The organism is Phyllobacterium sp. SB3 (assembly GCF_040009165.1).
Taxonomy (GTDB): Bacteria; Pseudomonadota; Alphaproteobacteria; order Rhizobiales; family Rhizobiaceae; genus Phyllobacterium.
In genome coordinates this window covers 27,776-41,609 of the sequence record NZ_JBDYKI010000007.1, presented here as the reverse complement: position 1 = coordinate 41,609, position 13,834 = coordinate 27,776, and the positions used below count along the sequence as shown (strand labels likewise).

The 13,834-nt window shown below is 50.8% G+C and carries 14 protein-coding genes; 7 read left to right on the top strand and 7 right to left on the bottom strand.

What is annotated here, in order from left to right; translation table 11 throughout:
- Window positions 1-39 precede the first annotated feature (39 nt).
- Together ABKW30_RS22505 and ABKW30_RS22500 are read left to right on the top strand one after the other, a co-directional pair.
- A complete protein-coding gene (locus ABKW30_RS22505; protein WP_348601171.1) occupies window positions 40-1,590 on the top strand; it encodes a sugar ABC transporter ATP-binding protein in 1,551 nt (516 codons plus the stop codon).
- On the top strand, window positions 1,577-2,575 hold the full coding sequence (locus ABKW30_RS22500; RefSeq protein ID WP_348601170.1) for an ABC transporter permease: 999 nt from the start codon (window positions 1,577-1,579) through the stop codon (window positions 2,573-2,575). The genes ABKW30_RS22505 and ABKW30_RS22500 overlap by 14 nt, the downstream gene beginning before the upstream one ends.
- 6 nt (window positions 2,576-2,581) lie before the next feature.
- On the opposite strand, the gene ABKW30_RS22495 is transcribed toward ABKW30_RS22500, so the two are convergent.
- Window positions 2,582-3,526 carry a LysR family transcriptional regulator gene (locus ABKW30_RS22495; RefSeq protein WP_348601169.1) on the bottom strand — a complete coding sequence of 315 codons (945 nt, stop codon included), beginning with the start codon at window positions 3,524-3,526 and terminating at the stop codon, window positions 2,582-2,584.
- A gap of 105 nt (window positions 3,527-3,631) precedes the next feature.
- Between ABKW30_RS22495 and ABKW30_RS22490 the strand changes: the two genes are divergently transcribed.
- Window positions 3,632-4,246 carry a nitroreductase family protein gene (locus ABKW30_RS22490; RefSeq protein ID WP_348601168.1) on the top strand — a complete coding sequence of 205 codons (615 nt, stop codon included), beginning with the start codon at window positions 3,632-3,634 and terminating at the stop codon, window positions 4,244-4,246.
- Window positions 4,243-5,097, top strand: a complete 855-nt coding sequence (locus ABKW30_RS22485; protein ID WP_348601167.1) for an EamA family transporter — start codon at window positions 4,243-4,245, stop codon at window positions 5,095-5,097. The genes ABKW30_RS22490 and ABKW30_RS22485 overlap by 4 nt, the downstream gene beginning before the upstream one ends.
- A 48-nt stretch (window positions 5,098-5,145) precedes the next feature.
- Here ABKW30_RS22485 and ABKW30_RS22480 read toward each other — a convergent pair whose 3' ends face one another.
- Both ABKW30_RS22480 and ABKW30_RS22475 read right to left on the bottom strand, forming a co-directional pair.
- Window positions 5,146-5,799, bottom strand: a complete 654-nt coding sequence (locus ABKW30_RS22480; protein WP_348601166.1) for a glutathione S-transferase family protein — start codon at window positions 5,797-5,799, stop codon at window positions 5,146-5,148.
- A 55-nt stretch (window positions 5,800-5,854) separates the two neighbouring features.
- A complete protein-coding gene (locus ABKW30_RS22475) occupies window positions 5,855-6,496 on the bottom strand; it encodes a dihydrofolate reductase family protein (protein WP_348601165.1) in 642 nt (213 codons plus the stop codon).
- Window positions 6,497-6,587: 91 nt separating this feature from the next.
- Between ABKW30_RS22475 and ABKW30_RS22470 the strand changes: the two genes are divergently transcribed.
- Both ABKW30_RS22470 and ABKW30_RS22465 read left to right on the top strand, forming a co-directional pair.
- A complete protein-coding gene (locus ABKW30_RS22470) occupies window positions 6,588-7,103 on the top strand; it encodes a helix-turn-helix domain-containing protein (protein ID WP_348601164.1) in 516 nt (171 codons plus the stop codon).
- Window positions 7,104-7,503: 400 nt separating this feature from the next.
- Complete coding sequence (locus ABKW30_RS22465; RefSeq protein WP_348601162.1) at window positions 7,504-8,151, top strand: response regulator transcription factor; 648 nt, start codon at window positions 7,504-7,506, stop codon at window positions 8,149-8,151.
- On the opposite strand, the gene ABKW30_RS22460 is transcribed toward ABKW30_RS22465, so the two are convergent.
- On the bottom strand, window positions 8,148-9,704 hold the full coding sequence (locus ABKW30_RS22460; RefSeq protein WP_348601161.1) for a hybrid sensor histidine kinase/response regulator: 1,557 nt from the start codon (window positions 9,702-9,704) through the stop codon (window positions 8,148-8,150). The two genes, ABKW30_RS22465 and ABKW30_RS22460, sit on opposite strands and share 4 nt — an antisense overlap.
- A 258-nt stretch (window positions 9,705-9,962) precedes the next feature.
- The gene (locus ABKW30_RS22455; protein WP_348601160.1) at window positions 9,963-10,853 is read right to left on the bottom strand and encodes an MBL fold metallo-hydrolase; all 891 of its coding nucleotides are present in this window, start codon (window positions 10,851-10,853) and stop codon (window positions 9,963-9,965) included.
- A 207-nt stretch (window positions 10,854-11,060) separates the two neighbouring features.
- On the opposite strand from ABKW30_RS22455, the gene ABKW30_RS22450 reads away from it, so the two are divergent.
- A complete protein-coding gene (locus tag ABKW30_RS22450; protein ID WP_348601159.1) occupies window positions 11,061-11,717 on the top strand; it encodes a peroxiredoxin in 657 nt (218 codons plus the stop codon).
- Between the two features lie 517 nt (window positions 11,718-12,234).
- Here the strand turns inward: ABKW30_RS22450 and ABKW30_RS22445 are convergent.
- On the bottom strand, window positions 12,235-12,948 hold the full coding sequence (locus tag ABKW30_RS22445) for an SDR family oxidoreductase (RefSeq protein WP_348601158.1): 714 nt from the start codon (window positions 12,946-12,948) through the stop codon (window positions 12,235-12,237).
- A gap of 30 nt (window positions 12,949-12,978) precedes the next feature.
- Entirely contained in the window at window positions 12,979-13,782 is an 804-nt protein-coding gene (locus ABKW30_RS22440) for an SDR family oxidoreductase (protein WP_348601157.1), read from the bottom strand.
- Between the last annotated feature and the right edge of the window lie 52 nt (window positions 13,783-13,834).

Here is a 13,834-nt window from a genome sequence, read left to right as displayed (position 1 = left end):
AGCCAAGCATCTTTACTGAAGTAAGCTGGATGGTGAATTTTGAGCCCGTCGCCTAGCACTAATGCCACTGTAGAATCTCTGCTCGAACTGTCAGGTGTTGCAAAACGCTTCGGTGGTGTGGTTGCCCTGAATGGCGTCAGCTTTGACTTGCGGCCTGGCGAAGTCCATGCCTTGGTCGGCGAAAACGGTGCCGGCAAATCCACTTTGATCAAGATTTTATGTGGTATCATTCAACGTGATGCCGGAACCATTACACTTGGCGGGGCGTCTTACGATCCACACACTCCTGGCGATGCCAAGATGGCTGGCATTCAAGTCGTGCATCAGGAATTCAATCTCCTTCCCTATTTGTCTGTTGCTGAAAACATATGCTTTGAAGATTTGCCGCGGCGGCGCTTTGGTATTGTAGACCGCCCTGCACTCTACCAACGTGCTCGAAAAGCGCTTGACGCAATTGGTCTCGAAGACGTTGACGTTCGCCGTCCAGTGGCATCGCTAGGTGTCGCTCATCGCCAGCTTGTTGAAATTGCACGTGCCCTCATGGGTGAAAGCCGTATTCTCATTCTGGACGAGCCGACTGCAACTTTGACGGCCCGGGAAACAAAGCGGCTCTTTGCAATTATCGCGGCTCTGAAAGCAAAGGGCGTGGCCATTGCCTTTGTTTCTCACCACCTAAATGAAGTGTTCGCGATCTGCGATCGGGTTACCGTATTGCGCAATGGTCGGTCGGTAATGACCTCCGATATTTCGGCAACTACTCCCGATCAGCTGGTCAGCAACATGGTGGGACGGCAGCTTGCGGCCGCCATGGCCGCAACCCGCGAAGTAGACAAATCCGGACGCACTGCGCTTTCGTTACGTAATTTGAGGCACCCGAGTTCCACCAATGAAAGTGGTGTTTCTTTTGATCTTCATTATGGAGAAATGCTCGGCATCGCAGGTCTCGTTGGCTCTGGTCGTACAGAGCTTCTCCGTTCAATTTTTGCCGCTGATTTGCCTATATCCGGCTCGCTTGATCGTGATGGAAAAAAGGTTTCCTACCAGAGCCCGAAGGACGCCATCCGTGACGGAATAGGTTTTGTTACTGAGGATCGCAAGGAGGAAGGCCTCATTCTTGAGATGCCCATTGCAGCTAACGTGACACTGGCAAATCTCAAAGCCGTATCGCGCCATGGCTTGCTCCGGAAGCGCGACGAGACAAAGCTGACACAGCAACTCGGTAATGACATCAAGTTAAAATACGGTCACCCACAGGACAATGCATCAACCCTTTCAGGTGGCAATCAACAAAAGGTCGTGCTGGCAAAATGGCTGGCGAATAACCCGCGAATTCTGTTGTTGGATGAACCGACGCGCGGCGTCGATGTGGGTGCAAAAGCGGAAATCTATGCTCTTTTGAGAGTATTGGCGGACAAAGGACTGGCTTTACTTGTCGTTTCCTCTGAACTGCCCGAACTGATTACACTCTGCGATCGAATGCTGGTCATGTCCAATCATCGCATAACCGGTGAGTTACAGCGTCAGGATTTTTCCGAGGAACGGATTTTGAATTTTGCCTATAAGGATGAGCGCAGCCATGAGTACCAATGATGTGAGCCAGACCGGGCAAACGCGTATCGCCACCACGACAAAGACGGTCCTGCGCGAAGCTGGCATCGGTATCGCACTGATCGTGCTTATCGTCGTTTTCTCCACGACAACACAACATTTCCTTACCGCCAGCAATGTAACCAACATTCTGACCCAAGTGACAATCAATCTCATTCTGTCTATCGGGATGACCTTTGTCATTCTCATCGGTGGTATTGATTTGTCGGTAGGCTCAGTACTGGCATTTTGCGCAGTAGTTGCGGGAACTGTTATGACGTTACCGGGACTGGATCCAATTACCGCAGTAATACTGGCAACGTTAAGTGCGGTTGCTGGAGGTATCCTTTTTGGATTGCTCAACGGCTTCATAAGCGCCTGTTGGGCAATCCCCTCTTTCATTGTTACGCTCGGAACACTTAACATTGCGCGTGGTGCCGCTCTTCAGGTGACAAACGCTTCGACAATCTATTCTTTCCCTGCCGCCTTCAACGCGTTTGGCTCGCAAACCCTATATGGCATCCCTCTACTGTTCCTCATCGCTCTGGTGCTGGTCGTTGCTGGCTGGTTCGTCCTTACCAAGACCGTATTCGGTCGTGTCCTTTATGGAATTGGTAACAATGAAGAAGCCGCCAGGCTCGCTGGCCACAATGTCTTCTTTTACAAGATCGCGGCTTTCACGATCTGCGGGGCTGCGGTAGGTATCGGCGCCATCGTCTATATGGCCCGTCTCAATATTGCGAGCCCGATCATCGGGATAGGTTTTGAGCTCAATGCCATAGCTGCTGTCATAATCGGGGGTACAAGTCTAAGCGGTGGGCGAGGCAGCATTGTTGGCACATTGCTGGGAGCATGCATCATTGGCGTTTTGGCGAACGGCCTCATACTTCTGGGATTAAGCGATTTCATGCGTCAGATGATTACCGGTTTCGTTATCATAATTGCTGTGATCCTCGACAAATACCGCGAACGTCTGACCAAGGCTTGATGAGCTTTAGTCAGATTGGTGACCTGCGACAGGAAATTCTTGGAAAGTCGCGCTACCACTTGATGCCCGATTGAATTCTTCAATCAGGAAATCGAGAAAAGCACGGATTTTAGGGGCAAGATGTTGCCGAGAAGGATAGATCGCGTAAAGCGTTGTCTCCACGGTATTCCAATCATCTAAAGCCGTTTGCAGCCTGCCCGATTTAAGGTCGCTCTCTACATAGGGGTGTGGAATTAGGCTGACACCGAAGCCCTCACGCAATGCATCACGGACCGCGAGACTTGATGAGACAGAGTATTGGCCATCAATAACTATCCGCTCGGCACGACCATCCTTGTTAAACTCCCATGTATCCGCATGCCCCGAAAGGCTGAACCGAACACAATTGAGCGCTTTTAAATCAAACGGTCTGACGGGACGACCATGCTTTTCAAAATAAGACGGCGCTCCACACAACACATGGGGCATCACGGCCAACTTTCTCGCGATCAGGCTGGAATCTTCAAGTTTGTCGCTACCACGAATGGCAAGATCAAAGCCCTCCCGCACAATATCAACGCGTCTGTCATCAAGATGCAGATCCAGTTTCAAATCGGGATAAAGCGATAGAAATTTAGGAAGATTAGATGAGAACTGGGTCAACGTCACAGTCATTGGTGCACTGACACGCAACGTACCACTCGGTGCGGCTTTAATTGGGCACAGGGCGCGATCTGCGGCTGCCAGGGCGTCCAGCCCATTTGTTACATGCTCCAGATAAATCCTGCCTTCCTCGGTCAAAGCCATTCGCCGCGTCGTCCGGTTAATCAAACGCGCACCCAGATGCGCTTCCAGTTCGGCAATGTTCTTGCTGACTGCGGGAGGCGAGAGACCGAGACGTCGTCCGGCGTCGGCAAAGCTGTTCAATTCCGCTACTTGGCGGAAGACCTGTAAGGCAGTTAAGCGATCCATTGGATAGTTCTCTATCAGTAAATAATATCTTTCAGTTTTATCTCATTATCATTCCATGGTGAACTCTATATTTCCCTTCCAGCGACTTTCAACTGGAATGGCAGCATGCAAAATCACACAATCAATCTTATCGAACAGCGTGTTTCAGCCAACCACTTCGATGCTTCGCATGTGTTGTCCGAGGTCGAAGTCGAAGCGCTTATACACCTCGCAACTCGCGCGCCAACCGCTTACAATCTTCAGAATTGGCGGTTTATCGCAGCGAGGGCTCCTGAAACAAAGGTACGTTTGAGAAACATCGCTTACGACCAAGGCAAGGTTTCGGATGCAGCCGTTACATTTATTGTCTGTGGTCAACTGCCCGATCACACAACTCTTCAAGAACGGCTGTCTCCTTTCGTGGAAGCAGGGTTCATGCCGGTGGATATGGCTTCAGGCTGGCAGGAAGGCGCGCGAACACAATATGCTGACCCGCAGACAGCCCGCGATGAAGCTATACGCTCGGCAACGCTTGGAGCGGCAACCTTGATTTTCGCAGCTGAGGCAATGGGTCTTGTTTCCGGTCCTATGGTTGGGTTCGATCCTGAAAGTGTGAAGCGAGAATTTGGGCTGGCGCATAACGAAATTCCGGTGATCCTCATCGCAGTTGGCCGCCCGGCGCCCGGAAATTGTCCGCAAAAGCCTCGTCGTCCAATTGCCGAGGTGCTGGAAATCGTATGAGATCACGCAGTTTCGATTTATTGGCAACGTCAATTGCCCCAATTGTATGGGGCAGCACCTACATCGTTACCACTGAGTTTCTGACTGGATTCTCCCCTATCACTATCGCGATGTTGCGAGCGCTGCCCGCTGGCTTGCTGCTGCTTCTGATGGTCCGTCAACTTCCGGCCGGTGTTTGGTGGCTACGCAGTTTTATCCTCGGAATGCTCAATATCTCATTCTTCCTGAGCATGCTCTTTATTTCCGCCCATCGGCTTCCGGGCGGCGTGGCAGCAACCGTGCTCTCGGTACAGCCATTGATCGTGGTTTTCCTCGCTTCCGTCGTATTTTTCAGTCCTGTGCGACCAATGTCTGTTTTTGCCGTACTTGCGGGTATCGCAGGTGTTGCGTTGCTGGTGCTGACTCCGGGTGCGACGCTCGACGTGATTGGTATTATGGCGGGCCTTGCCGGAGCTACTTCAATGGCCCTCGGAACTGTATTGACTCGCAAGTGGCAACCACCGGTATCACTGCTCACGTTCACAGCGTGGCAACTGACAGCTGGTGGTCTGCTTCTTATTCCGGTGGTCGCACTTTTCGAGCCTTCGATCCCACTCCCGAACGGCACTAATCTTCTTGGGCTGATTTGGTTGGGTTTGATCGGTGCCGCCGTGACTTATGCTCTTTGGTTCAGAGGTATCTCCCGGTTGGATTCTTCGGTAGTATCACCACTTCTCTTTCTCAGTCCTGTAACAGCTATGATACTCGGATGGATATTCTTGGATCAGACACTAACCGCTCTTCAGATCATCGGTGCCGGGTTCGTTATTGGCAGCATATGGCTAAGTCAACACGCCAATCGCACCCAGTGAATTGCGCGCGCGATCTACGTATTGTTCGAGCAAGACTGCAAAATGCATTCAATCACGCCCCTCTGGTGCTCCCAAGGGAAACATGTGCCGATAGGGCCTGGCTTCATCGAGTGCCCGAGCATAGCTGGCTCTTGCGAGCAGTCGATCACGATAGGCCCAAAGGTTTTGATATTTACGCGGGATGGGATAGGTCCAGTCTGCATAGAGCAAGGATGGAGCTGCAGCACAATCGGCCAAACTGAAATCGTCTGCCACCCATTCACGCCCAGCCATACGCGCATCAAGAAGCTTATAAGCAGCGTCGAATGCCGCCTTCCACCTAGCACCGTCTTCACCGTCATCCGGTTCACGACCGATAGATAGATACACAAGCCTTTGTTGGGGATAGTTGACGTAGTTATCGAAGAAGCGATCCCACATCCGAACCTCTACCGCCTTGGCCCGATCGGGAGGTATCAATTGCGGCGTATCCGGATAGTGGGCATCAAGATACTCAATAATCGTCGTGGCCTCGAAGATTAAGTCCTGCCCGTCTTTCACGATAGGAAACCTCTTGATCGGCCAGAGCACTGCGAACTCGCTCGCAATCGGATCGGTTCCGTCAAGCATGCGTGTCTCGTAAACGAGACCCTTTTCATAGAATCCTGTCTTGGCCTTTTGTACATATGAAGAAAGAGGATGGAGATACATGATCAGTGTCATTGCTCATTCCTATATCGGGTGGAGATTGGTCCGAGTCTGCTCACTGGAACACGACTTATCTCGCAAGCACTATATGGGTCGCATGTTCTGTTACGATGCGCTCTGTCAGGTTAAAACCAAGTCTTGGCAGATCTATCCCAGTGAACATGGCCTCCCCTATCCCCAAAACTATAGGTGAGATCGCCAAATGCAATTCGTCAATCAGCCCTGCCTGCAGGTATTGGCGAACCGTACTAACGCCCCCGCCAATCTTCACGTCATCATTTCCAGCCGCCGCTTTCGCCTGCTCTAGTGCCGTCTCAATTCCTTCCGTGATAAAGAAAAACGTCGTACCGCCCTCCATTACAATAGGATCACGCGAGTGGTGAGTGAGGACGAAAGTTGGAGCATGATAAGGTGGATTATTACCCCACCAGCCCTTCCATACGTCATCAGGCCACTCACCCCGAATTGGGCCAAACATATTACGTCCTAGAATGAATGCACCAAAGCCGGACATACTACGGGCGGCGTAATCGTCGTCAGGTCCCGTCGCTCCGTCCGGTTTTCCAATGATTTCATGAAATGTCTTTGTGCCAAGTATCCATTGATGCAATTCTTCTCCCCGTTTTCCCAGAGGATCAGTCAGGCTTTGTTCCGGTCCCGCCCCAAAACCGTCAATTGAAAGGGAAAATCCCCCTACCCGCACTTTTGTCATAGCATCCTCCAACCGATTGCATTTTGCAACTAGTTGCGTTATGCCATAACTGATCCTATGTTGCAACTGGTTTTTTCTGGAGATATTGTACTTGGACATTGAGAAGAGGTCGGGATGCCCGATAAACCTGTCGCTGGAAGTCCTGGGAGACAGGTGGAGCCTCATCATCATCCGCGATATGATGTTTGGCAATCGACGGCATTTTCGCGATCTGTTAAATCACTCACAGGAGGGGATCGCCTCAAATATCCTTGCTGCGAGGTTGAAACACCTGCTGGCAATTGGATTGATCACCAAGCAGGATGATCCTAGTCATAGTCAGAAAGCCATATACAGCCTGACGGAACCATCTATACAGCTTCTGCCTGTACTTGCCGTGATGGGAGGGTGGGGACGTAAACACTTGCCTGTTACACCGGAGTTGAGCATCCGGGCAGAACTTCTGGAGGATGGCGGTCCGACCATGTGGGAAGAGTTCATGAATGAACTGCGTGATATCCACATCAACGACCCTATTGGAGGAGCCAATGGCGAGATTGCTTCCGCAGTCCTCACCCGCTTAACTGCCGCTTACATGCAGGTCTGTGCAAGAATGGAAGAAAGTTGATCGCCTGATTATCTCAACTCATGGCGGAATCAAATCCATATGGGCAACTCTATGACCAAGCTCAACGGCCTTGGCGTTTGATCACGCTGGATTCTTCTAGTTGCGGCTATAGTAATACCCCTGAGAACTATAACTGCACCTTCGACGGTATACCAACTTCCAAGAACGATTTGTCGATAAACAAGGCATCACCAAATTCGCCTTATACCTTCATGATTTTGTGTCACAGATTCCACTATGCCATCACGGATAAAACCTGCGACAACTATCTTGAAATCACAGCGGAAAATTGAAATGTAACTCACGCCGTAAATTAAGTATCTTTGACCTTTGTTGTAGATAGTTCGATTATCGCTAATGAATATAATAAGAAAATTGGGAGTTAACGGAATGACCCAAGTTGAGCAATAATGAGAGCCCAAGAGCACGCATAATCGTAGCCGACGACCATCCCATTTTCAGGGATGGAATGTGTCGGCTGGTTCGGCGTTTGGCTCCTACGGCAATTATCGAAGAAGCCGGCACAATGGACGAATTGTTAGCCCTTACGCGCGCAGGGGCGCAGCCCATCGGTTTTATGCTCGACTTTGTTTTTCCTGGGCTTGATCCGGAACATTCGATTACCGCCCTGCGTGAAGAATTCCCGGATACCTCGATCATTATTATCTCGATGGTTGACGATATAAAGGCGATCGAGACGGCGATGGGAAACGGAGCGAACGGCTTTATCGGCAAAGCGGTTCCTCCGCAAGAAATGGCGGAAGCCATCAAGACTATTCTCGGCGGCAATAACCTCATCAAGCGCTCAATGCCGGGATTAACCTTGGAAAGAGATGCCGGTTTTCCTCGTTTCAACCTCACCCGGCGGCAAGTTGAAGTTCTCCAGCTCATTGTTAAAGGTAAATCCAACAAGGAGATCGGGCGAGAGCTAAACATCTCGCCGTTCACCGTAAGCATTCACGTTTCGGCGTTGCTTAGATTACTTGGAGTAGAATCGAGATCTGCTGCTGCTGCAAAAGCGGTTATCGATGGATTAGTCGAACGCTAACTCACAGCGTTGTGTATTCGTGCCAGTTCATCAGTCTTTGTTTTCTGCATCATGACGACTTCGCGCAGTTCCGCAGAACGAACAGGCTTCGATAGTACAGGTATATTTCCTTGTCCAAGTTCCTCCAGAATTCGGTTTACATCGTGCCCTGTCATTATGATGGCGGGAATATCCCGCCCGAGCAAATGTCGCACCGATGCTATGCAGTCTGTTCCTGTGATGTTAGCGCCAAGGTCAAAATCTGTGATGATCAGATCGCAATCTTCGACATTCCTGGGCAAGCTGATATCGGCCTGGACGATGCATCCCCATTTCTCTAACAGAGTTGCTGTGGCAAGAAGAACGTTCCTGTCATCCTCAACCAAAAGAACCCGCAGGCCTCTCATTGCAGTCTGGTCTCTCTTTTCACTTGTCGGGATGGTTTTGGTGTGAAACTCCGGATCAGCAAGCCTGAGACCATCAATTACAACGGATGTTCCCTTGCTTCGAAGGGAATGGATACTCACCTCAATTTCAAGAAGCTTTGCGAGACGTTTGACAATTGCGAGTCCAAGTCCTACCCCCTCCACATCTTTGTCTCCCCGCTCGCGGGCCTGATAAAACTCCTCGAAAAGCATTGGCAGATGATGGGCGGCGATCCCTTCGCCCTGATCATGTATTTCCACCGAGACACAGCCACCACGACGCCTGCAGCCTATAAGAACACGGCGTCCAGGTGCATACTTAATTGCGTTGGAAATTATATTTTGAAGCACCGTGGCAATCAGGGTGGCATCCGTTAAAACATACACGTTTGTTGGGACCTGACGAAGTGTTACGCCGGCCCACTTGGCCGCTTCATTATTCTGTTGGATAAGATCATCAATGAGTATGCCAAGGGCAACTGGTCCAGGGTGAGGTTTGACCTTACCGCTTTCGAGGGTCGAAATGTCCAGAAGTGAACGGAAAAGTCCGGACACGCTATGCACCGAGCGATCAATATTATCGACCATCTGATGCTGTTCTTTACTGAGACCAGTATCGCGAAGACAAGCAGTAAAGAGGCTGATCGCGTGTATCGGCTGGCGTAGGTCGTGACTGGCCTGAGCAAGAAAGCGGGACTTCGTCTGGTTTGCTTGAACAGCCTGACTGTGCGCTTCAAATGTTCTGCTTACCAATCGATGCGCATAGGTTGGAACCGCGATGGTGGTAAGGATGAATGCAACTACGACATAGGGATGCCCCCACAAGAAGCTGTTGAAATATGTCGCGACCAAAATGCTCGCCAGCGCCATACAAGTGGAAATCACCAGATATCGTGCCCCGAAGCGAAGTCCATAGCCCAGAGTTACCCACAATAAGGGGGCATAGGTGGGCAATAGCACGCTCTCACCGATCGACATAATGGAGGTAATGGCAGAGTAATCCATGACCATAGCGAAAACCCGCCGCGACAGGTATTCACCCGGTTTCTGTACGACCCATAACAATATGGAGATCGACAGCATCGAATAGACTGACGCATACAGTGCTATCTGCTGTGGGCTAATTTCAAAATTGCCTGTCGTGACCATTATGCCGGACATGCAGATTACAAATACCGGCCCCGCCACCACACGGAAAAGCGCCTGTGAATATTCAGCACCTTTTCTATTTTCGCGAGTGCTTATGAATATCTGAGACAGTTTGGAATTAAACCATGAAAGTGAGACTGTTCTGTCGGTCATTTCGCCTGAACTTTCTGGAACTACTACATATTGATGGCAGTCAGTTGTATATCAAAGATCAGTATTCCACCGCACCCGATTTGATAATGTCCGACGTGGCTAAGGTTAATCCCATATGCCACTGCCCAAAGAGTTTAGTGGTATTTTCAAATAGCTGGTACCGTTTGATTCCGGTTCAGGGAGACGCCCTCCATTGAGATTGACCTGTAGTGCGGGCAGGATCAACTTTGGCATTGGCAAGGTTTTATCCCGTGCCTCTCTGAGAGTCACGAACTCCTCTCGGGAATTGCAGCGGCTCAGATGTGAATTCCGTGCTTTTTGTTCCCCAATTGAACTTTCCCACATCGGATCGCGTCCATTCGGCTGGTAGTCGTGCCCTACGAAGACCCGGGTTTCATCCGGCAGAGCCAGAATATCCTGTATTGACTGCCACAGCTGATCCGGACTTCCACCCGGAAAATCCGTCCGGGCGGTGCCGCTGTCTGGCATAAATAACGTGTCGTGAACGAACGCGGCGTCACCAATAATATATGTGACAGAAGCAAGTGTGTGGCCGGGCGAAAACATCACAGATGCATCGAGACAACCTATCCTGAAAGCTTCTCCCGGTTGGAAAAGCTTGTGCCATTGTGACCCGTCTGGAGTTAGCTCCTCCCAATTATACAGCTCTTTCCACAAGGACTGCACTTCAACAATGTGACTGCCAATGGCGCAAGGCGCGCCGGTCTTCGAATGCAGATAATGCGCCGCCGAAAAATGATCGGCGTGCGGGTGTGTATCGAGTATCCATGCCACCTTCAGGTTTGCAGATTCCACATGACTGAGAATACGGTCTGCATTGAAGGTTGCCGTTGCGCCGGATTTTTCTTCAAAATCAAGAACAGGATCAATAATGGCGCAGGCCGATGTTTCGGGGTCTGACACGACATATTGTACAGAGAACGTTCTCTTGTCGTAAAAGGCTTCGACGTTGGGCCGAACAGAGCTGTTGGTCATGGCGTTCTCCAAAGATCGGGTCTCGGAGGCTCATGTTTATTTGGTGTTTCACCAAAATAGCAAGTGCACAGTGGACTTGGATAATCCGGCATGGTTAGGATATCGGGAGAACCCGCGCCGAAGATAACAGTGCACCTTCGGAAGGGTACGGAATTTGTACCCCTGGCGACCATGAATCCATCGATTGATCGAAAGAGAGAACCGCAAATGGGCTTACGAATAAACGATGTTGCGCCGGATTTTACGGCTGAAACTACACAAGGCGAGATCAGGTTTCATGACTGGATAAGAGACAGCTATGCCGTCCTCTTCAGTCACCCGAAGAATTTCACGCCGGTCTGCACCACCGAGCTCGGCTATATGGCGGGCCTCGTTCCGGAATTCGAAAAACGCAACGCCAAGGTCATCGGTATCTCGGTTGACCCTGTGGAAAGCCATGCCAAGTGGAAGGCAGATATCAAGACGGCAACCGGGCATGAGGTTGATTATCCACTTATCGGTGATCGCGACCTTAAAGTGGCCAAGCTGTATGATATGTTGCCTGCTGAAGCGGGAGATTCATCTGAAGGTCGGACGCCCGCAGACAATGCCACAGTACGCTCGGTCTTCGTTGTCGGCCCAGACAAGAAGATAAAGCTCGTCCTGACCTATCCCATGACGACAGGCCGTAATTTTGACGAGATACTCCGTGCCATCGACAGTATCCAATTGACTGCAAAGCATCAGGTTGCAACGCCGGCTCAGTGGAAACAAGGCGAGGACGTAATCATCACCGCCGGTGTTTCCGACGAAGATGCTAATGCGCGCTTTGGCGGATTTGAACGCATATTGCCGTATCTTCGCAAAACCAAACAGCCAGAATAATAACTGCGATGTTCTATCGCGTGGGCACCGCATGGGCTGCCAGTGACGACAATCTTTTTGGGTGGCTTGACGGGCCACCCAAAGGTGAATTCGGTGCCGCAAGTTCCGATAAACATTTAATGCCACCAAACAACAATTGACTCATTTCTAATTTTATTAAAATGTGGCGCAATTCATCGTGTATTTGAATCGAGCGTGAATGCTCCGAAGTCTGGAGCAGAAACATTGTCGCGCTATATGTTGGACTTCTTTCAGCTCAAACAGCCAATTTCCTGTGTGGAATGCAAAACTGTATTTCTTCAAATTCCCGCAGAATCCTTTGATGAAGCTCCGGTGCATTGTCGCGAATGCGGTGCATACATTTGCAATTGGTCATCAGTGAAAGAACAAAATTCCCAGAATAATCAGGAACGCGATCATACCGATCCGCTTGCGGCCAATATGAAGAAACTCGCCAATAACAGGATCAGGACCTAGCCGTCGGGTTTTTCTTCAAGCATCCGTGCGCAGGTGATACTTATGCAACTTCCGGAGGATTGAAATAAAGCGGTTCCTGTGTGGAAAGGCTTTGCTTCAGCTTGTTTGTAAAGTCGTCCACCAGCACTTCATCGTGCCCGTTTTCAATACCGGCGAATGCAGCCTGCGCAACGTCACGGGGATTGATTTTCTTGATATCCAGCGCTTTGGTCATATCTGTATCGATAAAACTGACATGCAAACCCAACACGCGTGTATTTTGGTCACGCACCGCCAGCCTCAGGGCGTTTGTAAAGCTCCACGCCGCTGATTTCGAGGCAGAATAGGCCGCAAGCACCGGGCGCGCAAACCATGTTGCGTCAGAGAGCACATTGATTATCGCGCCTCCACCATTCCTGGCGAGAACCGGCGCAAATGCCTGACTGACGTAGATCGTCCCGTAATAGTTGGTTTCGAATATTTCCCGGCTGCCCTCTATCATCTCCGGACCAAGGACATCATCCGTAAGCCGGGCAATTCCGGCGTTGTTGACAAGCAGTGTCGTGTCTTCACATTGCTCTGCCGCTGCTTTTACCGAGGCCGAATTTGTCACATCGACTTTGATCTGCACGATCCCTGGAATTTCCCTGCCGTCGGGATTACGCACACCGGCATAGACTTTCCTTGCGCCCTGTTTCAATGCCTCCTGAGCAAAGGCCAGACCCAGGCCACGATTTGCGCCGGTTACAAACACGACAGCGTCTTGAATCTTCATCTCAGTCTTCTCCGGTTGGAATGTGCGCGGTCAGGCGATTACGCGATATCGTGTGGCAGGATGCTGTCTCGACAGATTGGGAAGGAGCTTTTGGCGTGCTGCCTCATAGGCATTCCAGTCTTCGATTTCCGGCAAGGCCGGGATGGTAATGAATTCCTGCTGGTCGAATGCAACGAGCGCAGCGTCCACCATATCTTCGGCAGACATGACAATGGCACTGTCCAGTTCTGACACCGGCTTGCCGGAAAGCTCCCAAAAATCTGTAGCAGTTGCTCCGGGCAAGACAGCCTGAACATACACGTTCTTTTCGGCCAACTCCTGTTTGAGCGACCGGCTTAGCGCAATGACATACGCCTTTGAGGCGCCATATACGCCGTTAAGCAACTCCGGAGCCAATCCCACAATCGACGCAATATTGATGATCGATCCGCCGCCCCGCGCAACGAAGCCGGGTGCTATCGCATAGGAAAGCCGCGTGAGCGCCACCACGTTCAGATTGATGATATCCACCATCTTGTCGACCTTCGAAGCCAACAATGGGCCAACTGCCCCAAGACCGGCATTGTTTATCAGCAGGTTGATGCTCGCATCTGTCTGCAACACCTTCTCGACACGGGCAAGGTCTGGCGCCTTGTTCAAATCGGCCTGTATAATTTCGATAGTCCTGCCCGTCTCGTCGGCCAGACGTACAGCAATACGGTCAAGCCTCTCACGGTTGCGGGCAACAAGAACGAGATTGTACCCGCGATGTGCCAGCCGCTCGGCATAAATTGCTCCAATACCGGACGAAGCTCCGGTTATCAGTGCTGTACTGTTTGTTGTGGGAGAAGTCATGTTCTGTCCTCGAAAGTTGCAATTTGTAAACTGAACATACCGACTCTTCCCA